The 19,202-nt window shown below is 39.5% G+C and carries 19 protein-coding genes; 13 read left to right on the top strand and 6 right to left on the bottom strand.

Annotated features, from left to right (window positions below):
- Nucleotides 1-25: 25 nt before the first annotated feature.
- Nucleotides 26-652, bottom strand: coding sequence for a TetR/AcrR family transcriptional regulator (locus AC6CHJ_RS12930; protein WP_498288854.1), 627 nt, complete (start codon nt 650-652; stop codon nt 26-28).
- 156 nt (nt 653-808) lie between these two features.
- Here AC6CHJ_RS12930 and kynU point away from each other — a divergent pair, with 156 nt between their 5' ends.
- From kynU to kynB, 4 genes are all read left to right on the top strand, one after another.
- Nucleotides 809-2,083, top strand: coding sequence for a kynureninase (kynU, locus tag AC6CHJ_RS12925; RefSeq protein WP_498288852.1), 1,275 nt, complete (start codon nt 809-811; stop codon nt 2,081-2,083).
- An 80-nt stretch (nt 2,084-2,163) separates the two neighbouring features.
- Nucleotides 2,164-3,570 (top strand): amino acid permease, encoded by a 1,407-nt coding sequence (locus AC6CHJ_RS12920; protein WP_498288850.1) that lies wholly within the window; start codon nt 2,164-2,166, stop codon nt 3,568-3,570.
- Nucleotides 3,555-4,394, top strand: a complete 840-nt coding sequence (gene kynA, locus AC6CHJ_RS12915) for a tryptophan 2,3-dioxygenase (RefSeq protein ID WP_147197314.1) — start codon at nt 3,555-3,557, stop codon at nt 4,392-4,394. Before AC6CHJ_RS12920 ends, kynA begins: the two co-directional genes overlap by 16 nt.
- Nucleotides 4,395-4,463: 69 nt before the next feature.
- Nucleotides 4,464-5,087: an arylformamidase gene (gene kynB / locus AC6CHJ_RS12910; protein WP_498288978.1), complete on the top strand. Its 624-nt coding sequence runs from the start codon at nt 4,464-4,466 to the stop codon at nt 5,085-5,087.
- Between the two features lie 150 nt (nt 5,088-5,237).
- Here kynB and rsgA read toward each other — a convergent pair whose 3' ends face one another.
- Together rsgA and AC6CHJ_RS12900 are read right to left on the bottom strand one after the other, a co-directional pair.
- Nucleotides 5,238-6,275 (bottom strand): ribosome small subunit-dependent GTPase A, encoded by a 1,038-nt coding sequence (gene rsgA, locus AC6CHJ_RS12905; protein WP_498288848.1) that lies wholly within the window; start codon nt 6,273-6,275, stop codon nt 5,238-5,240.
- Between the two features lie 263 nt (nt 6,276-6,538).
- A complete protein-coding gene (locus tag AC6CHJ_RS12900; RefSeq protein ID WP_158512601.1) occupies nt 6,539-6,703 on the bottom strand; it encodes a hypothetical protein in 165 nt (54 codons plus the stop codon).
- A gap of 372 nt (nt 6,704-7,075) precedes the next feature.
- Between AC6CHJ_RS12900 and AC6CHJ_RS12895 the strand changes: the two genes are divergently transcribed.
- The 4 genes from AC6CHJ_RS12895 to AC6CHJ_RS12880 all read left to right on the top strand — a co-directional run bounded on the left by AC6CHJ_RS12895 (nt 7,076) and on the right by AC6CHJ_RS12880 (nt 11,779).
- On the top strand, nt 7,076-8,473 hold the full coding sequence (locus AC6CHJ_RS12895) for an amino acid permease (RefSeq protein ID WP_498288976.1): 1,398 nt from the start codon (nt 7,076-7,078) through the stop codon (nt 8,471-8,473).
- A 297-nt stretch (nt 8,474-8,770) separates the two neighbouring features.
- Nucleotides 8,771-10,219 carry an MFS transporter gene (locus tag AC6CHJ_RS12890; protein ID WP_147197308.1) on the top strand — a complete coding sequence of 483 codons (1,449 nt, stop codon included), beginning with the start codon at nt 8,771-8,773 and terminating at the stop codon, nt 10,217-10,219.
- A 166-nt stretch (nt 10,220-10,385) separates the two neighbouring features.
- Nucleotides 10,386-11,345 (top strand): DMT family transporter, encoded by a 960-nt coding sequence (locus tag AC6CHJ_RS12885; protein WP_498288846.1) that lies wholly within the window; start codon nt 10,386-10,388, stop codon nt 11,343-11,345.
- Nucleotides 11,345-11,779, top strand: coding sequence for a GNAT family N-acetyltransferase (locus tag AC6CHJ_RS12880; protein ID WP_498288844.1), 435 nt, complete (start codon nt 11,345-11,347; stop codon nt 11,777-11,779). Before AC6CHJ_RS12885 ends, AC6CHJ_RS12880 begins: the two co-directional genes overlap by 1 nt.
- A 69-nt stretch (nt 11,780-11,848) precedes the next feature.
- Here AC6CHJ_RS12880 and AC6CHJ_RS12875 read toward each other — a convergent pair whose 3' ends face one another.
- The gene (locus AC6CHJ_RS12875) at nt 11,849-13,108 is read right to left on the bottom strand and encodes a sensor domain-containing protein (RefSeq protein ID WP_498288842.1); all 1,260 of its coding nucleotides are present in this window, start codon (nt 13,106-13,108) and stop codon (nt 11,849-11,851) included.
- Between the two features lie 313 nt (nt 13,109-13,421).
- On the opposite strand from AC6CHJ_RS12875, the gene AC6CHJ_RS12870 reads away from it, so the two are divergent.
- The 4 genes from AC6CHJ_RS12870 to bioB all read left to right on the top strand — a co-directional run bounded on the left by AC6CHJ_RS12870 (nt 13,422) and on the right by bioB (nt 16,864).
- Nucleotides 13,422-14,201 carry a transporter substrate-binding domain-containing protein gene (locus tag AC6CHJ_RS12870; protein ID WP_392996852.1) on the top strand — a complete coding sequence of 260 codons (780 nt, stop codon included), beginning with the start codon at nt 13,422-13,424 and terminating at the stop codon, nt 14,199-14,201.
- Between the two features lie 34 nt (nt 14,202-14,235).
- The gene (locus tag AC6CHJ_RS12865) at nt 14,236-14,901 is read left to right on the top strand and encodes an amino acid ABC transporter permease (protein WP_147197297.1); all 666 of its coding nucleotides are present in this window, start codon (nt 14,236-14,238) and stop codon (nt 14,899-14,901) included.
- A gap of 12 nt (nt 14,902-14,913) precedes the next feature.
- Nucleotides 14,914-15,657 carry an amino acid ABC transporter ATP-binding protein gene (locus AC6CHJ_RS12860; protein ID WP_305882086.1) on the top strand — a complete coding sequence of 248 codons (744 nt, stop codon included), beginning with the start codon at nt 14,914-14,916 and terminating at the stop codon, nt 15,655-15,657.
- Between the two features lie 211 nt (nt 15,658-15,868).
- A complete protein-coding gene (gene bioB, locus AC6CHJ_RS12855; RefSeq protein WP_498288839.1) occupies nt 15,869-16,864 on the top strand; it encodes a biotin synthase BioB in 996 nt (331 codons plus the stop codon).
- 231 nt (nt 16,865-17,095) lie between these two features.
- On the opposite strand, the gene AC6CHJ_RS12850 is transcribed toward bioB, so the two are convergent.
- Both AC6CHJ_RS12850 and AC6CHJ_RS12845 read right to left on the bottom strand, forming a co-directional pair.
- Nucleotides 17,096-18,187, bottom strand: coding sequence for a DUF1648 domain-containing protein (locus AC6CHJ_RS12850; RefSeq protein ID WP_498288838.1), 1,092 nt, complete (start codon nt 18,185-18,187; stop codon nt 17,096-17,098).
- Nucleotides 18,187-18,579, bottom strand: a complete 393-nt coding sequence (locus AC6CHJ_RS12845; protein ID WP_251647812.1) for a GntR family transcriptional regulator — start codon at nt 18,577-18,579, stop codon at nt 18,187-18,189. Before AC6CHJ_RS12845 ends, AC6CHJ_RS12850 begins: the two co-directional genes overlap by 1 nt.
- 339 nt (nt 18,580-18,918) lie before the next feature.
- On the opposite strand from AC6CHJ_RS12845, the gene AC6CHJ_RS12840 reads away from it, so the two are divergent.
- A complete protein-coding gene (locus AC6CHJ_RS12840; protein WP_066789863.1) occupies nt 18,919-19,194 on the top strand; it encodes a hypothetical protein in 276 nt (91 codons plus the stop codon).
- Nucleotides 19,195-19,202: the final 8 nt, after the last annotated feature.

The raw sequence follows: 19,202 nt of genomic DNA, 5'->3' as shown, positions 1-19,202 counted from the left end.
GCTGATTACGCAGGGACACTTTTCTTTATTCATTCGTTTGATAGAGTCCTCCTGTGTAGACAGCCGTGATAGTTTTTGCAATCTCTTCCACTGTACCTTGCTGTTCATTACGGACAATTTCCCACAGGTACATTTCATTTGTATAGAACCAGCCGCGGGCTACAAGCTTGTGGTTGAGTTCTGTTTTGGCTAGTCCGTATTTTTGAGCGTATGCAATATCCTCTGAAATTCGTTGGATGAACTTTTCACGGATAGCATTCCACTTTGTTGAAATGGAGGACGAAATGCCAATGGCTTGCTCGAACAATTGCAGCATGTTACGTTCCGTTTCGGCCATTTTCAAAAAATCCATTGCCTGTGAAAGGATAATATCGCGTGCTTCTTCCTTTGAAGAGGGTGAAAATGAAACTTCCGCTATTTGATAGAACTTTTCCATTACATGGTCCATTAAGACGATGAGGATTTCTTCTTTCCCGCTGAAATGGACATAGGCAGTGCCATAACCAACCTCTGCCTTTTTAATAATTTGGGAGATGGTTGCTTTTTGAAAGCCTTCCGTCAGAAATATTTCGCGAGCAGCTTGGAGGAGCTTTTGTTTTGTTTTGATAGAACGTAAATGGCGTTTGTCTTGAACCTCTTCTTTGTTAGTCATCAGTTATGCCTCCTCATATTCTTTCACATTAGCATATAAAGAAATACTTTAAAAGGAAAGATGTATAATAGTATAAATTTTCAGAATATATTATTGACGTGATGTCATATTTATTGGTATAGTCTTTTAAAAAGATGACAAGAGGGAGGATTTACAATGACAAAGTCAACTTTAGAATACGCGAAACAACTAGATGAAAGAGATACATTAAGAAGATTCCGAGAAGAATTCTATCTTCAACCAGGTACTATTTATATGGATGGGAACTCTTTGGGTTTACTTTCAAAAAGGGCGGAGCGTACGCTTTTCGAGTCAGTGGAGGATTGGAAAAAATACGGTATCGACGGATGGACACAAGGCCAACATCCGTGGTTTGAACTATCTGAGAGATTAGCAGAAATGCTGGCGCCGCTAGTAGGGGCGAGAGCAGATGAAGTGATTGTCACCGGTTCAACAACGGTCAATCTGCATCAATTAGTAGCAACTTTTTATCAGCCTGAGGGGAAACGTACAAAAATTGTTGCGGATGAACTGAATTTCCCAACAGACATATATGCCCTGAAAAGCCAGCTTCGCATTCATGGCTTTGATCCTGAACATCATTTAATCGAAGTGAAAAGCAGGGATGGCCGTACAATTGAAGAGGAAGATATTATTGCTGCAATGAGCGATGAAGTGGCATTGGTGATTCTTCCAACTGTGCAGTATCGCAGCGGTCAACTTTTGGATATGAAACGATTGACAGATGAAGCGCATAAACGAGGAATTTTAATTGGCTTTGACGGCTGTCATTCAGTTGGCTCGATTCCGCATGCTTTTAGTGACTGGGATGTGGATTTTGCCTACTGGTGTAACTATAAATACTTGAATGGTGGTCCTGGGGGTGTGGGCGGTTTGTATGTAAACCGGAAGCATTTTGGTGCAGAGCCTGGCTTGGCTGGATGGTTTGGTTCAAGAAAAGATGTTCAATTTGACCTTTTGCATACCTTTACTCCTGCAGACACTGCCGGCGCCTATCAAATCGGGACACCACATGTATTGAGCATGGCACCGCTTTTAGGCTCACTCGAAATGTTTGCAGAAGCGGGAATGGAACAGATTCGAAAGAAATCACTCGAAATTAATGAATACTTCATGGAGTTAATTGATGCAGAACTAGCTGATTTTGGTTTTGAAATCGGAAATCTCCGTGATGATGTCCGTCGTAGCGGCCATGTTTGTCTCGAGCATCCAGAAGCTGCCCGTATTTGCAAATCTCTAAAGGAACATGGGGTTATTCCAGATTTTCGTGCTCCAAATGTGATTCGCCTTGCACCGATTGCCCTTTATACATCATACGAGGATGTTTGGAATGTAGTGCAGATTTTAAAAGAGATTATGGATGAAAAGCAATATGAGAAGTTTACCAATGAGCGAGAAACAGTTGCATAGATTGTTAGATTTATATATCTTGGAATGAATAAGGAATACCACAGTGTTATGACTAACCTGTAAAGGAAAGGCGGATTCATATGGAAAAAGGTTTAAAGAGGGAGCTGAAAACCAGGCAACTGACAATGATTGCGATGGGATGTGCAATTGGGACGGGGCTATTCCTTGGGAGTGGGCTCGCCATTAGTACGGCAGGTCCCGGCGTCCTTCTCAGTTATGCTTTGGGCGCGTTTATCATTTTGTTGCTTATGGGGTGCTTAGCTGAAATGACTGTCGCCCATCCTTCATCAGGTTCGTTTGGGCTGATTGCGGAAAAATACATTCATCCTTTCGCAGGCTATCTTGTCCGGTATTCCTACTGGATCGCAAATGTGCTGGCTGTTGGAGTAGAAGTGAGTGCCATTGCTGTTTATATGAAGTACTGGTTTCCCCACGTGCCGGGCATGGTCTGGATTCTGCTTTTTGGTGTCGTACTGATTTATGTAAATGCAACGAGCGTAAATACATTCGCAACGTTTGAATACTGGTTTTCAATGATTAAAATTAGCGCAATCATCGGTTTTATTTTATTGGGGGCGTACATCTTGCTCGGACCATCTGGCGGCTCTTCGACAATAGGACCGCAAAACCTTGTGGATAGCGGAGGATTCCTACCATTTGGTTTAAAGGGCGTCTGGATTGCCGTATTTATTTCCTTGTTTAGCTTTTTAGGAACAGAAATGATAGCGGTCACTGCAGGAGAAGCAGAGGATCCGGATGTGGCTGTACCTAAGGCATTGAAAGCGACAGTATTCCGCCTTTCCACTTTTTATGTCATCACCTTAGCGATTATGCTGATGATTGTTCCTTGGAAAAGTGCGGGCATTGATAAAAGTCCATTTGTGAAAGTAATGGAGATTTTGAATATCCCGGGTGCATCTGGCATTATGAACTTTATTATTTTGACAGCTGCTTTATCTGCGATGAACAGCCAATTATACGCATCAACAAGGATGGTATTTTCTTTGTCTCGGGCAAAATCAGCGCCAGCAGTTTTTGGTAAATTAAACAAAAAGGGCGTACCATTATATGCTCTTGGGATCTCAGCGATGGGTATCATCATGGCGGCCGTTGTAAGTGGATTATTCCCAGGGACATCTTATGCATTCATGATGGGAATTTCCATGTTTGGCGCCATTTTTACTTGGTTCATGGTTTTCGTATCGCACTTATTCTTCCGAAAAAAATGGGAGAGAGCTGGCGGTCGTCAATTGCCCGTGAAGATGATCGGCTTTCCATATTTGACAGCATTAGGAGCCATTCTCTTGGTCAGCTTAATGATTACTACCTGGTTTACGTCATTTAAAATACTGCTTCAATTTGGTATTCCATGGCTCGCCTTTTTAAGCGTTATCTATTTTCTTTTCCAGCGTAAAAAAGAAAATACGCCATTACAGCAAGAGAACACGAAAGACGACGAGGAGGATTTAGAATGGAAAACTCAGTGAGTAACAATTTAGAAAAGGGCATCCAATTGGATTTTGAAAAGGAGATGTCATACGGCGATTACCTACGCCTTGATCAAATTTTGACAGGTCAGCATCGGCTTTCAGACCACCATGATGAAATGTTGTTTATTATTATTCACCAAACGAGTGAGCTTTGGATGAAGCTCATTCTGCATGAACTACATGCGGCGATTGAGTGTATTCAAAAGAACGAGTTAGAACCATCCTTCAAGATGCTGTCGCGTGTTTCTAGAATTCAGCAGCAGCTTATTCAATCATGGAGTGTTCTTTCCACGTTGACGCCTGCCGAATATATGGAATTTCGTGATAAGTTGGGGCATTCTTCAGGGTTTCAATCCTATCAAAATCGCTTGATTGAGTTCGCGCTTGGAAATAAAAATGCCCGCACGCTTGCGGTTTATGAACATCAACCGGAGGTTTATCCATTGCTGACGAAGTCTTTAAAGGAACCGAGCATTTATGATGCAGCCATTTCAGCGCTTGCCAAGCATGGTTTAAAAGTGGATGAAAAAGCGTTAAATCGTGATTGGACACAAAACTATGAACCGAATGAAAGCGTAGAAGAAGCATGGCTGACAGTATACCGCAATACTGATCAGTACTGGGATTTATATGAATTGGCAGAGAAGCTGGTCGATATCGGCAATCAGCAGCAGCTTTGGCGTTTCAACCATATGACAACTGTCGAACGAATCATTGGCCATAAGATGGGCACAGGCGGGTCATCCGGCGTCAATTATTTAAAAAAGGTTTTGGATCACCAATTCTTCCCTGAATTGCTGAGTTTGCGTACAAAGCTGTAAGGTGTTTCAATGAGCTTTTAATGCAAAAACCTTTTGCAAGAGAGGGTAGAATGAGGAGGAGAAATGATGATGGATTCGTGGATTGATATTTCATTGCCACTAAATCAACAGACGGCAGTTTGGCCAGGTGATACGCCATTTACGTATGAGGTGAATTGGAGCAAAGAAGAAAGCGGGTCAGTCAATGTTGGCCGTATTACAATGAGCATTCATACAGGTACACATATTGATGCACCATTCCATTTTGATAATGATGGAAAGAAAGTCTCAGAGCTTGATGTGAATGTGTACATTGGGAAAGCCCGTATCATTCATTTGCCGGTACCCTCTTCAATTGGGGTAGAAGCACTCGCTGGTGTAGATATAGAGGGAGTCAGTCGTTTATTGATTCGCACGGATGTATGGCCGGATCGAAGCGTGTTTCCTACAGCGATTCCAGAGATTGAGCCGGAGCTTGCTTCTTATTTAGGGGATAAAGGTGTTCGTTTGCTAGGCCTAGATTTGCCGTCCGTAGATCCGATTGATAGCAAAGAGCTGTTATCTCACCATGAATTAACAAAACATGGCATTCACATACTAGAGGGCTTGGTGTTAGACCAAATTGAACCAGGGGATTATGAGCTGTCTGCATTACCGCTTTCCCTAGCAGAAGCAGATGGTAGTCCAGTCCGCGCAGTAGTGAAGCGTCTGTAGTGAGTATTTAAAATAAGAAGGATCTATTTGCATGTCTATAGCAAAGGGTCCTTCTTTTATATGTTAAACACAAAAAAATACAGACAGAGAAAACACAGTTAGTTTTCTCTGTCTGTATGGGTGACCTTTATTATATAGACTATATCGCAGTTACTTGCGAGTTTTTCTTTTGCCTTGTTGTGTTTTTTGATTAGCTTTGCGCTCAAGATATGCCAATTCTTTTTGGAGTTTTAAATAGTTCGCATACCGCTGTTTCTCTAAAACACCCTCATCGAGTGCTTTTTGAATGGCACATCCCGGCTCGGAATGGTGATTGCAGTTACGGAATTGACACTGGTTGGCAAGCGACTCAATATCTTTAAAACCAGAGTCTACACTATCGTTTTCATTCCAAAGCTGAAATTCTCGCATTCCAGGTGTATCAATCAAGATACCGCCAGCGGGCATTTTAATCAATTCGCGATGTGTAGTCGTATGGCGTCCTTTCGCATCATCTTCGCGGATGTCTTGAACCGCCATCCGGTCCTCTCCGCAAAGAGCATTGATAAGCGATGATTTTCCAACGCCAGAAGATCCCAGAAGAGCTGCTGTTTTACCGTTTTGTAGCATATCAGAAAGTGTATCAATACCTTCGCCCGTTTTTGAGCTAACAGCGACGACATCCGCGCCAATAGCCACTTGTTTTGCTTGATCTATATAATCCTCAGGATGGACACAAACATCCTTCTTAGTTAAAACGACAACCGGCAATGCACCAGAATCGTAGGCAGCCACTAAATAGCGCTCTAACCGTCGCGCATTGAAATCATCATTCATAGACGTAACGAGAAACACGATATCTACGTTGACGGCAATAATCTGTTCGGTGATGGCCATTCCTGCAACTTTACGAGAGAAGAGGGAAGTCCTTGACAAAAGGGAATGGATGATGCCTTTTTCCTCGCCTGGCATCTGTTCCACAGCAACCCAGTCACCGACTGCTGGGAAATCCCGCCGTTCAGCCGCAGCATGTGTAAAGCTGCCTGAACAGGTAGATAGCCATTCTCCTTCTGCTGTGACCACTCTATACATCCGTTTATGTTCTAATGTTACACGGCCTGGAAGATAATTTCGTTCCGCCGTTTCAAAATTGTTTTTCCATTCATCTTGTCGTATATTATTCCAACCGTATTCGTTTAATTGATTCAAAGCATATTCCTCCTGTTATTTGCAAAATAAAAAGCATGGTCCGAGAACGGAAACCATGCTTCACCGCGCATAACAGAATAAACATGCCTAATTTATATTGGCATGGCAGGTGAATATATGGTCCCGTTCATTTGTACAATAGCCTTATTCATCGTTACCATATAAATCACCTTCCTTCTGTAAGTTATCTCAAAGATAACAGAAAAAACGAACAACGTCAATAAAAAAATAAATAATTTAAAATGTTTAGAAAAATATTTGTGTTACTTATTCATTAATTTAATAATATGTTCCTTTGGATCCCAGCAATCAAATTTATATGCTGGTTTGGTTTCATAACCAAGCCTTGAGCAATAATATTTCATTCCTTCTGCTACTCTCTCCGCCTTGAAATGCTGACATGTTGCACAGCAATGGAAATCCTTCATCATAGGAACCTCCGTCTCTACTAATTTGGTATTAACTTTATCACACAGCCATTGGCGACGAAAGATAGGGAAAACAAATGATTTCTATATTCTATGTATTCATTGTTAATAGCATTAGGAGTAATATTATATCCGCTTCGCTTTTAAAGAAGGAAAAAGCAAGGGTAAGTGGTTTTCAAGCGTACACCGAGGGGTAATTAAAATCTGTTAGTAGTAAAGATTAATAATATTGCAAAAATATATTGCGTATGCGACATAATTCGATTATATTTTTAGTAGCCAAAATGAGTGGCTATTCATCAAGGGGAGACAGGGGGAAGAAGTTTGAATGAGTTAAAGGGGAGCAACACAAATCAAGGATTACAAAGAACGATGAAAGCACGGCATTTGTTTATGATATCACTGGGGGGAGTTATCGGATCAGGTTTATTCTTAGGCTCCGGTTATACAATTAGCCAGGCAGGCCCGGCTGGTGCTATTCTTTCGTATTTAGTTGGCGGATTTATCATGTTCTTAACGATGTTATGTTTAGGTGAGTTATCTGTCGCTATGCCGGTTTCTGGTTCGTTCCAAACATATACAACAAAATTTATTGGTCCTGGCACTGGTTTTGCACTGGGCTGGCTTTATTGGTTAGGCTGGTCTGTTACAGTTGCGCTTGAGTTGCTATCATCTGGTCAGCTGATGCAACGATGGTTCCCAGATTCGCCAGTATGGATATGGTGCGTTATATTCGCCATTGTATTATTCTCATTGAATGCGCTTTCAGCACGAGCTTTTGCTGAAACTGAATTCTGGTTCGCGAGTATTAAGATATTCGCTATAATTGCGTTTATCGTTTTAGGAGGAGCAGCGATTTTTGGTTTAGTCCCAATGCAAGGTGGACAAGCTGCACCGTTTTTGAGTAACTTTACAGCAAACGGCTTTTTGCCACATGGTATAGGTGCACTGCTTATTACAATGATAGCTGTTAACTTCTCATTCCAAGGAACAGAGTTAATCGGGATCGCTGCGGGTGAAAGTGAAGAGCCAGAGAAGACGATTCCAAAATCAATCAAGCAAACGGTTTGGCGTACGCTGTTTTTCTTTGTATTAGCTATCTTTGTTGTAGCGAGCTTGATTCCAATGAAGCAAGCAGGTGTGGTAGAGAGTCCATTCGTTGTTGTATTTGATAGTATAGGTATACCATATGCTGCAGATATAATGAACTTTGTCATTCTAACAGCATTATTATCAGTCGCAAACTCAGGAATTTATGCTGCAACACGTATGTTGTATGCTATGTCTACTGAGAAAATGGCAAGCCCTGCACTGACAAAGTTAAATAAACGTGGCGTTCCAATTAATGCACTTTTATTAACAATTGGCATTGCGTTATTATCCTTACTTTCAGGATTCTTTGCAGAAGAAACGGTATTCGTTTGGCTATTGTCGGTCGCTGGATTAGGTGCTCAGGTTGGGTGGATTTCTATTTCCGCTTCACAAATTGCATTCCGCAGAAAATTTATTCGCGAGGGTGGTAAGGTGGAGGATCTTAAATTTAAAACACCACTGTTCCCACTTGTTCCGATTGTTTCGTTAACATTAAATTGTATTGTGTTGCTCAGCCTTGCCTTTGATTCTGAACAACGGCTGGCACTGTATCTAGGCACACCATTTGTTATCGCATGCTATCTGATTTATCATTTCAAAATTAAAAAGAAACGTGAAAACTTAGGTGTAGGCGAACAACAACTGCAATTGAAAGAAAATAAAACAATGACTGTCTAACTGACATGTAAAATCTTCAATCTCTTCGGAGGTTGGAGATTTTTTTATTTTGAATGGATGGTGAGTTTGAGTTAAAAATAATCGGTTATAAAAAGAGTTGGGGAGAGATATGAGCGAGCAGAGAAAAACTAAGGAGAGAATAGAAATTAAAAAAGTACTACATGCTTCATTGATTATTTTAAAAACATCTATACTGAAAGATAAATTTCTTAAAAAAGGGCAATATAAAAACATATATAGCGCTTGCTTAATTAAATGCTTTTATAAAAGATTATTTACCGAAGAGGAGTTGTTTATGTGGATCAAGACAATTTAACAATAGAGCCCGGCGATATTAATGTTGTAAATTCGAAAAAAACACGAAAAGCAGTAGTAGCGACGGGCATTGGAAATGCGATGGAATGGTTTGACTTTGGTCTGTATGCTTATTTGGCTGTTACGCTAAGTGAACTCTTTTTTACAGGTGTAGGTAACAGTGGTCTGCAATTGATCTTTACGTTTGGTACTTTTGCTGTTGCCTTCCTCGTGCGGCCAATTGGGGGAATTATCTTTGGGCGGATAGGTGATCTTCATGGGAGAAAAATTGTATTAAGCGTCACCATTATTATGATGGCCTTTTCAACTTTGATTATCGGTCTATTACCTACGTATGAAAAAATTGGTGTCTGGGCACCCATTTTATTGTTGCTTGCCCGTATGATTCAAGGTTTCTCCACAGGCGGCGAGTACTCTGGCGCCATGGTATATATTGCAGAATCTTCCCCTGATAAGAAGCGAGGAAGGTGGGGAAGTGGTCTTGAGATTGGTACACTCGTCGGCTATATTGCAGCCTCAGGCATTGTGACTTTACTGACAGTATTCTTATCTGATGACCAAATGAATTCCTGGGGATGGCGATTGCCGTTTCTGATTGCTGCACCGATCGGGCTGATTGGTTTGTATCTTCGTCGCCATCTAGAAGAATCTCCAGTTTTTGAGGAGATGGAACAAGCGCAGGAGGATGCATCACAGCCAACCTTTAAGGATATTGTGAAGCATTACAAGAAGGATTTGCTGTTAAGCATAGTGATAGTTGCCTTTTATAATATTACCAACTATATGATTTTATCTTATATCCCATCTTATTTGACTGAGACGCTGAAGATTAATCAAACGGCTGGCTTAATTATTTTGCTTATTGTAATGGTGCTAATGATTCCGCTTGCGTTATATTTCGGACGGCTTAGCGACCGTATAGGTAACAAGAAAGTTGTGCAAATCGGCTTAATTGGCTTATTGATCTTTGCCATCCCAGCTTTTTGGATGATGGGTACAGGCAGAATAGGCTTCGTCTTTGTTTCCATTTTGCTGCTAGGCCTGTTTTTAAGCTGTTACGAAGGTACAGTGCCTTCTTTGTTGCCATCATTATTTTTCACAGATGTTCGTTACCGTGCATTAGCAGTATCGTTCAATATTTCCGTCTCCATCTTTGGTGGAACAACCCCGCTTTTAGCTTCATATCTTGTTCATGCGACCAATAATACTCTCTCACCTGCTATTTATTTAGTCGTCGTCAGCTTGATTGGCTTGATTGTATTTACATGGTTATTCACTAGCACTTCTGGGATTGCCCTAAAAGGTTCATACCCAACGGTCGATACAAAAAAGGATTTCAAGGATGTTCTGAGACAAGACCCGGAAGAGGCTTTATGGTGGAAGGATGAAACCATTGAAGCGAAAGAGAACAATAAAACAGAAGGTACCTAAATAAAAAAGGCAATGCAGAATCGTCTGCTTGCCTTTTTTTGTTTATTAAATGTCGACCAAATTGTTATTGTATTTTCATCTAGGATACGTTAGCATTAGCGTTATTAACTGAATTAACAAAAAATTAGTAGTGTATGATTAAAAGAGTAATTGGAGAGTCGGAATTATGAAGGGAATGAATAGAAAGAAAGGTCTTACACTTGTCATTATCGGAGCAGTGCTTTGGGGGATTAGCGGCACGGTTTCGCAAAAATTATTTCAGCAATATCATGTCAATGTGAATGGACTTGTGACGATACGGCTGCTAGTAGCAGGTGTTCTACTTTTGGGGATGCAATCTTTTAGAAGTACACGTTCCCACGTTTTTGACGTATGGCGAAACAAATGGAGTGCCCTTCGGCTACTGATCTTCGGGCTTCTCGGCATGCTTGCGGTTCAATATACATACATGGCATCCATCAAACACGGTAATGCAGCGGTGGCGACATTGTTGCAGTATTTAGCGCCAGTAATGATTATTCTTTACTTATTGCTCCGTAGACAAACAGTTTTTTCACGACATGATGCAGTAACTGTTTTGCTTGCATTGATGGGCTGTTTTTTACTACTGACGAATGGATCAGTATCCAATCTATCAGTGTCACCTGTTGCCGTTGTCTGGGGCCTATTATCTGGGCTTGCATTGGCCTTTTATACTTTATATTCAGTGCCTTTACTTGCTCAGTTTGATTCTCAGGTGATCGTTGGCTGGGCCATGATTATTGGCGGAGTCGCACTTAGTTTGATTCATCCGCCATGGCAAATAGACTTTTCAAGTTTTTCACCAGTTGCATATATGTACTTGCTATTCGTTATTGTATTCGGAACGATGCTTGCATTTTGGTTTTATATCGAAAGCCTTCAAAGTCTCTCCCCAAAAGAAACCAGCCTTTTTAGCAGTTTAGAACCCCTGGCTGCAGTACTTACAACTGTATTTTGGTTAAAAGAACCCTTTGGTATCTTTCAGTGGGTTGGAACGCTCTGCATTTTTGGAATGATTTTGTTATTGGCATTTCAAAAGAAGCCTTCTTCTAAAGCAGAGAAAGTTGCGGAAACAAATTACGATGAAAAGAGTGATGTGGGATAATGATTACGTTCAAAGATATCGATCGGCATAATTTTATGAATGTCATTAATTTAAAAGTGGCAGATGAACAAAAAAACTTCGTGGCATCGAATTTATTTTCACTTGCCCAGGCAAAAGCTTATCCAGAATGTATTTGCTTAGCTATCTATGCTGAGGAAGTTCTAGTCGGTTTTACTATGTATTGTATTGATGCGGATGACGGAGAGTATTGGATTTACCGTTTAATGATTGATGCGCAATACCAGGGGAAAGGGTACGGGAAGGCTGCTATGAAAAAACTGATGAGCTTGATCAAAGAAGATACAGCTCATCATGTGATTTATCTAAGCTTTGAGCCAGAGAATGAAGGCGCAAAAGCACTGTATGAAAAATTGGGCTTTAACGGCGATGGTAGAGTAATCGAAGGGGAAATTGTGTATAAGTATAGCTATTAATAGTTGTATGGTCAAAATTTGATTTATACAGTGTAAAAAAGGGAATCTACCTAATAGATTCCCTTTTTTTTATTCTATAGAGAAGTTGTTTTTACCGTCTTGTTTGATGCGATACATAGCATTATCGGCCTTTGTAATGAGAGAAAGAAAATCTTTACCGTCATCGGGATAAACACTAATTCCAATACTGCCTGTCACACTGATTGTATGACCTTCAATTTCAAAAGGCTGTTTAAAGGCCTCTAAGATACGTTGTGTTTTTTCTTTTATGCTTTCTATATCCCAAATATCTTCTAAGATGAGAATAAATTCATCTCCACCATAGCGGCAAATAAAATCGTTCTTCTCTACATAGCTTTCTAAGTGTGCAGCTGTCATGACAAGCAATTGATCGCCGATTTCATGGCCAAGCGAATCATTAATGCTTTTGAAATTATCCAAATCCATGAATAAGAAAGCAACTCGTTTCTTGTCAGTCGTATCTTCAATGATAGTTGCCATTTTTTTATGCAAAAAGCGTCTATTAGGTAAATTTGTAAGCTGGTCATAATGAGCTTGGTTGTAGATAACCTTTTCTAGCTCTTTTCTTTCGGTTATATCGTGTGCAATAGTTGACAGGAATTCCACCGTACCATTTTCAGTTTTATGAGCGACTAGCATGTGAGAAACCGGTATTTCAATACCCTCACCATTTATAACGGTTGTTTCACCTTTCCAATAGCCTTTTTCTATTGCTGTAGGAATGCCTTCGTTTTTAATAAAATCAGTCATCCATCTACTCGTTACAGATGGAATATTTTCCTCCGTAATGCCAAGGATGTTGCGTGCGGCTGGATTGTAATAGAAGCTATTTCCGTTGATATCTAAAGTTGCTATAAAGCTAGGCGAAGCATCTAAAATTTCTATTAGCTGTTTCTGTTTTTGTTCTATTAGTTTTCTTTCAGTGATATCCCGGTCTACCCCTATATAGCCAATACATTCACCTTCGTCATTTAAAATAGGAGAGCCGCTCGTTTCTAAAATAACTTCATGCCCGTCACGATGCAAGTTAATATTTTCTAAGCTGTTAATTGGCAGCTTGTTCGCAACGTGATACTGAAAAATGGGTCCTATCCGCTCTCCCTCATCTGGTTCCATCAAATCGAATGGAGTTCGGCCTATTATTTCATCTGGTGTATAGCCTAAAATCTGTTCAATTTGCGGACTTGCGTAGGTATAAACTCCATTAGCATCCACTTCCCATATCCAATCACTTACTTGCTCCACAAGCTTGCGATATCTTTCATCATCTGCTTGAAGAGTAACTTTACTTAATATATGTTTTTCCATAAATACCATCCTAAAATTTCTAATTGTAAGAAAGATTATAGCAAAAAATGGTGAAAACACTACTACTTTTTTTCTAAGAAATGTTAAAATTTTTTATTTTGAAAAAGTAAAGTCTTAAAATCTCTTAGTTACTGTCTAGTTTATTAAATCGCATGAAATAGAGGCATTCGAGCTGTTTGGGGAAGAATCGTATACTCATAATCTAAAACTATGTCAGCTGCTTTTTTATATTTATAAAAGATTTAGAGGTTATTTTCAGCAATTGAGGGGTAAGTAACAATATAACTTGCTTTGGAGAGAGGAGAGATGAAGCATGAAAAAAACATACATATTTACCTTGTTAGGCTTGTTATTGATCGGTTTGCTTTCTGGATGTGCAGAAAAGGAAAAGCTTAGCGATGGCACAGAGCTAGTTGAGAAAGGTAAGTTTATATATGCTGCTTCCGGAGAGTTTAAGCCATTTAGTTATATGAAGAAAGACCTTACTATGACAGGTTTTGATATTGCAGTAGGAGAGGCTGTTGGTAAGGAATTGGGTCTTGAACCGGTACAAAAAAGGATGAAATTTAAAGGGTTAATAGAAGGAATTAAAACAGGTAGAGCGGATGTTGCTGTTGCCAGTCATACGATAAATGATGCTCGTGCAAAGCATGTCGCATTCTCTACACCTTATTATTACTCTGGCCCACAAATCTTTACAAGGCCAAACAGCAAAATTAAAACAACTAAAGATCTAAAGGGCAAAGAAGTGGCGGTTGCCAAAGGTTCTACGTATGCAGACATTGCTGGTAGATATACGAAAAATGTCAAAACATACGATAGTGACATTACAGCGTTAAAAGCGCTTAGCATGGGGCGCCACGATGCAGTAGTGACGGACTTTGTTACAGGTAAAAGTGCGAAGAAGGAAGGCTTTAAGATTAAGGGCCAACAATTAATTGAACGAAGTGAACAAGCAATTGTATTGCCGAAAGATAATCCGAAGCTTCTTAAACGTGTTAATGAAGCGCTAGACCATCTGCGTGACGATGGCACACTAGCTAAAATCAGCAAAAAATACTTTGGCCAAGATATCACCAAAAAGCCAGAATAATTACTAGATATTAATAAGGAAGGAAGTGGGTAACATGCCTAGCTTTTCACATTTTTTTGACACACTTATAAGCAGCAAAGGTTTATTTATAGATGCGATGATGGTCACCCTCGAATTGACGGTTGTATCTATTTTAATCGGTATTATTTTTGGGTTATTCTTTGCCCTACTAAAAATTTCACGTATTAAAGTTCTTGGTTATATTTCAAATTTATATGTATTCCTTGTGCGCGGGACTCCGCTAATTGTACAAATCTTTATTCTATATTTTGGTTTTAGTGGTATCTTTTTAATCTCAGATTTCTGGGCAGCAGCATTAGCGCTTGCTTTCCATAATGGGGCTTATATCGCTGAAATTTTCCGCGGGACTATTCAATCTGTGGACAAGGGACAAATGGAAGCAGGTCGTTCTCTTGGGATGACTAGAAGTACGACTATCCGTCGAATTATTCTTCCACAAGCATTCCGAAGAGCATTGCCACCACTTGGCAACCAATTCATCATCGGTCTGAAGGATTCATCATTAGCTGCCTTCATTTCCATGAATGAGCTGTTCAACGTAGCGACGACACTTGGTTCCAATAACTTTGATGAGATGACGTACTTATTGATTGTAGCAGTGTATTACTTAGTACTTGTTGCACTATTAACATTAGCTGTTAGCTTGTTTGAAAAGAAATTAGCAGTGAGCGACCGATAGGAGGTTACTAGAGTGAGTGAAAGAGAAATGATACGAATTGAACACTTAAACAAGTCTTTTGGTGATTTGCATGTTTTAAAAGATATAAATCTTTCTGTACATGAAAGTGATGTGGTTTGTCTTGTCGGGGCATCTGGTTCGGGGAAGAGTACATTATTAAGATGCTTGAACTTTCTAGAAAGAAAGGATAATGGGAATATCTTTATCCAAGGCGACAACATTATGCCAAAAACGCATGATATGAATGAGGTAAGACAAAGAGTTGGCATGGTTTTTCAGCATTTTAACTTGTTCCCTCATAAAACAGTCATTGAAAATATTATTGAAGCACCAACCGTTGTAAGGAAAGTATCAAAAGAAGAGGCAATTGCTGAAGCAAAAGAATTACTTAAGAAAGTGGGACTTGAGGACAAAGCAGATGTCTATCCAAGTAAACTATCTGGCGGTCAAAAACAAAGGGTAGCGATTGCTAGAGCACTTGCAATGAAACCGGACATTATGCTTTTCGATGAGCCAACATCCGCGCTAGACCCTGAACTTGTTGGTGAGGTATTGGCGACGATGAAAGAATTGGCCGATGAAGGGATGACAATGGTTGTCGTAACGCATGAGATGGGCTTCGCACGTGAAGTAGCGGATTGGATTGTCTATATGAACGAAGGTCAAATTATCGAATTAGACCGTCCTGAAGAATTCTTTGAAAATCCAAAAGAAGAACGGACGAAGGAATTCCTTAAAACCACCGCGCTTAAATAAAAGAAATATAATTAAAAGGATAGAAGAGCTTTAAGTAACTTGCTCTATCTATCCTTTTTTATTTTTTGTGCCTTTTGAACAATACAGCACCAATTTATTTTTCTTTAACAGTTATATTATTTCCTTTGAAAAATATTCGGCGTGGTTTATAATTTTTGTTAACCAAATTAATTATTAGGTTAACAAACGTTAATTTCTACTAAAGGGGGAAATGTACATGATTAAAGAAAAAGAGCTAGAACAATTGGCAGATCAAGTGATTAAAGGGAAGGCATTAAATAAAGTTGAAGCACTTTCACTGTTGCAAATAGGCGATAAAGATGTTTTAGCATTAATGAATGCGGCTTATAAAATTCGATCCCATTACTTTGGTAATAAAGTGAAATTAAATATGATTATTAATGCGAAGTCAGGCCTTTGCCCAGAAGACTGCGGGTATTGTTCCCAATCAATTATTGCAGAAACGCCAATAGAGAAATATGCGTGGCTTACAAAAGAGACGATTATCCAAGGTGCCAATGAGGCCATCTCTCGCAAGGCGGGTACATACTGTATTGTTGCATCTGGTAGACGCCCTACTGATAGGGAAGTAGCCCATGTAATTGAGGCTGTAAAGGAAATTCGCGATACAACAGATTTAAAGATTTGTTGCTGTTTAGGATTTTTAAAACCAAGCCATGCTGAAGCATTAGCAGATGCGGGCGTGCATCGCTACAACCACAATATAAATACGCATCGTGATCAATACGAGGAAATTTGTTCAACACATACGTACGACCAAAGAATTGATACAGTACAAGAGGCAAAAAAGGCAGGGATTTCTCCGTGTTCTGGTGCTATTTTTGGAATGGGGGAAAGTGAAGAGCAACAGGTAGAAATGGCCTTTGAATTGCATGATTTAGATGCCGATTCAATCCCATGTAATTTCCTTGTGGCCATAGAAGGAACACCATTGGGTGGAAAAAAAGAATTAACGCCTGTGGAATGTTTAAAAATTCTTGCTATGATGCGTTTTATAAACCCAACGAAAGAAATTCGTATTTCTGGGGGGCGAGAAAAAAACCTTGGAACCCTTCAACCTTTAGGGCTATTTGCGGCTAATTCCATCTTTGTGGGGGACTATTTAACGACCAAAGGACAACAACCGTTAGATGACTGGAAAATGATTGATGATTTAGGATTTGAAATTGAGGAATGTGCTTTGTAAAAAGCGGTTATTTAATTCAATGAGGACTAAAGTTTTGGCATCGGATGTTTAATGAGTAATTGGCAAGAAGTTAAATACTCACTGTATTGTATTTCAAATAAAAAAAGGTACATCACTAAATACATGTGATGTACCTTTTAACTTTTGCTAATTATAACACTACATTCATTTAACTAAAATTTTGCAGGTATATTCCTGCATTTTTGGTGTAAGCAACGTTAAACCGTCTTTCTAGCCTAAAAATAATGGTAGCCCCGTTGCCAAGAAAATAATTGCCGCGAGTATTATCCAAGAAAGTGGGTGAGCCCAGTTATTTGTCCAGCCTACGCCAAATCGTTTTTCCAAAAAGATGGCTGGGTCATTGCGGTTGAAATAAAAGACTCCTAGCTTCCAATGCTGGTCATCATCTCGATCAATCAAATCGCCATTTACTGTAGAGACCACACTTCGAACACGGCTTCCGCCTTGCCCTGTTGTGATCGATAATACAATGGCTCCAATGCAAATGACTAAAGTAAACATCAGTGGGACATATAGTTGCACTTGGCTATTAATCTGATAAAAAAGTGATAGCTGTGGCACCGTTAAAATTAGAATCAGTGCAAGGCCCGTTAAAATAGTAAACAATGACCATCTGCGACGAAAGACAATGTTTTTTTGCAAAGATTCCTCAGGATTAGCAGAAGACACCTGTTGTTTTGCTTTTGCAATCACGACATTAATGAAGAGCATCAGTAATGTTAGATAGATTTGTAAAATCGGCATTAGCATAACAGAACGATAAGATTTGGTCGACCAGCTTGTAACTTCTCCATTAAAGTCATACTGCGAAGGAAAACGAGCAGGAATGTCGTCATAATGCAATAATGTGAAAATCATTGTGGCAAAAGATACGACTAAATGAATAACAAACCAGTAGTTAGAGTAAGTAAGCTTTTGGTGGCGGAACTGTGTATTGACTGTAATCTTTTGCGGCTTCCTCATCCAATCAGGATTTTGTTCTTTTAACTTTTTCATCTTTCCATGGAAGAAAAGATAAAGGGCAAAGGATGCAGCAAGAAAAATGAATATCATGGCGGTATACAAGCCGGCGATTTTGTTCTCGCTCATCCCAGAACCTAACCATGCAAGGATGGCCGTTAAGATTATGGCAAGGACACTGGCTGACCAAGCGTATGTTTTACGCATTTGTTTAATGTTAGATTGTACATAAACCTCTTCAGGAATGGAAACACCAAAGCTTTCTGTCTTCCGTGTCCAATACGGAATAAAGATAGTTGGAATAAATAATGGAACCAACATAAGAATTAAAAAGATGAACATCAACTATCACTCCTTTTCTCGAAATCTTTATAAATTTGTAAACAAAGCTTTTGAAACTCATCAAGGGATACATCCCTGCAAATACTTTCGGCTATTAAGGGACGGAGCTTGGCAGATAGCGTAGTGTAGTAGGATTCATCTGCTTTTTGAACACCATCCGGGTGGATAACCACGCCTTTTTGTCGATGAATCTGGATAAAGCCTTCTTGCTTTAACTGTTGGTATGCTTTATTGACGGTATGAAGATTGATACCTAGATCTGCGGCTAGGGATCTGACAGACGGCAATCCTTCACCTGGCTTTAACTCTTTTTTAGCGATTCCTTCAATAATCTGTTGTTTTAATTGTGTGTAAATGGGTTCTTCAGTTTCAAGATCAAGAGAGATAAACAAACTTTTCACACTCCTTTTTTGTGTTAACTGTTATATATAATGTATAACAGACAAACGAAGGTGTCAACATATTATCTGAAAAATATAAATCTGTTCTATTTTTTAGTAAAAAAGGGGAATAAGTGATATATGCCAATCGTAGTTAGTAAATGAAGTGTGTTTTTAGAGTTGTTCATGATAGATAGTGAATCAGGCTAGACGATGTTTGAACCTGGAGGGTGACAATTAACGAGTGAGCAGCGAAGAAATTTAGGATGAACTATAGTCAAATGTATACTTTTTTCAGATTCCCTAATACTAATTCAGATTATCTAGTTAGCAGGAAGGGAAGAGAGAAATTTGGCAAAGCACTCAGATACAAGCTGGAAACAAGACCATCCCAGCACATTATTCGGTAATTCTGTACAAAAGGCAGACCGCATGTTAAAAATTGCGAAGTCACATCCAGAGGAAATCGCGGTTGAGCATGCATTTGATCAAATTGCGCACAGTGAAAATGCGAAGAAAAATGCAGAGGAATATGGAGAGCATCTTGATATGGTAGAGCTAAATGCAAAACAATTAGAGCTCATCAAGAAAGATTTGGAGCAAGTACAAAAGATGATTAAAGAATAATAATGTAA

Source organism: Rummeliibacillus sp. GQ308 (assembly GCF_059759115.1).
This window is presented reverse-complemented; position numbering and strand designations above follow the sequence as displayed.

Coding starts and splice junctions, on each gene's coding strand:
- AC6CHJ_RS12930 (WP_498288854.1), bottom strand. CDS start 652: ATGACTAACAAAGAAGAGGTTCAAGACAAACGCCATTTACGTTCTATC.
- kynU (WP_498288852.1), top strand. CDS start 809: ATGACAAAGTCAACTTTAGAATACGCGAAACAACTAGATGAAAGAGAT.
- AC6CHJ_RS12920 (WP_498288850.1), top strand. CDS start 2,164: ATGGAAAAAGGTTTAAAGAGGGAGCTGAAAACCAGGCAACTGACAATG.
- kynA (WP_147197314.1), top strand. CDS start 3,555: ATGGAAAACTCAGTGAGTAACAATTTAGAAAAGGGCATCCAATTGGAT.
- kynB (WP_498288978.1), top strand. CDS start 4,464: ATGGATTCGTGGATTGATATTTCATTGCCACTAAATCAACAGACGGCA.
- AC6CHJ_RS12900 (WP_158512601.1), bottom strand. CDS start 6,703: ATGAAGGATTTCCATTGCTGTGCAACATGTCAGCATTTCAAGGCGGAG.
- AC6CHJ_RS12895 (WP_498288976.1), top strand. CDS start 7,076: ATGAAAGCACGGCATTTGTTTATGATATCACTGGGGGGAGTTATCGGA.
- AC6CHJ_RS12885 (WP_498288846.1), top strand. CDS start 10,386: ATGAAGGGAATGAATAGAAAGAAAGGTCTTACACTTGTCATTATCGGA.
- AC6CHJ_RS12880 (WP_498288844.1), top strand. CDS start 11,345: ATGATTACGTTCAAAGATATCGATCGGCATAATTTTATGAATGTCATT.
- AC6CHJ_RS12875 (WP_498288842.1), bottom strand. CDS start 13,108: ATGGAAAAACATATATTAAGTAAAGTTACTCTTCAAGCAGATGATGAA.
- AC6CHJ_RS12870 (WP_392996852.1), top strand. CDS start 13,422: ATGAAAAAAACATACATATTTACCTTGTTAGGCTTGTTATTGATCGGT.
- AC6CHJ_RS12865 (WP_147197297.1), top strand. CDS start 14,236: ATGCCTAGCTTTTCACATTTTTTTGACACACTTATAAGCAGCAAAGGT.
- bioB (WP_498288839.1), top strand. CDS start 15,869: ATGTACATGATTAAAGAAAAAGAGCTAGAACAATTGGCAGATCAAGTG.
- AC6CHJ_RS12850 (WP_498288838.1), bottom strand. CDS start 18,187: ATGTTCATCTTTTTAATTCTTATGTTGGTTCCATTATTTATTCCAACT.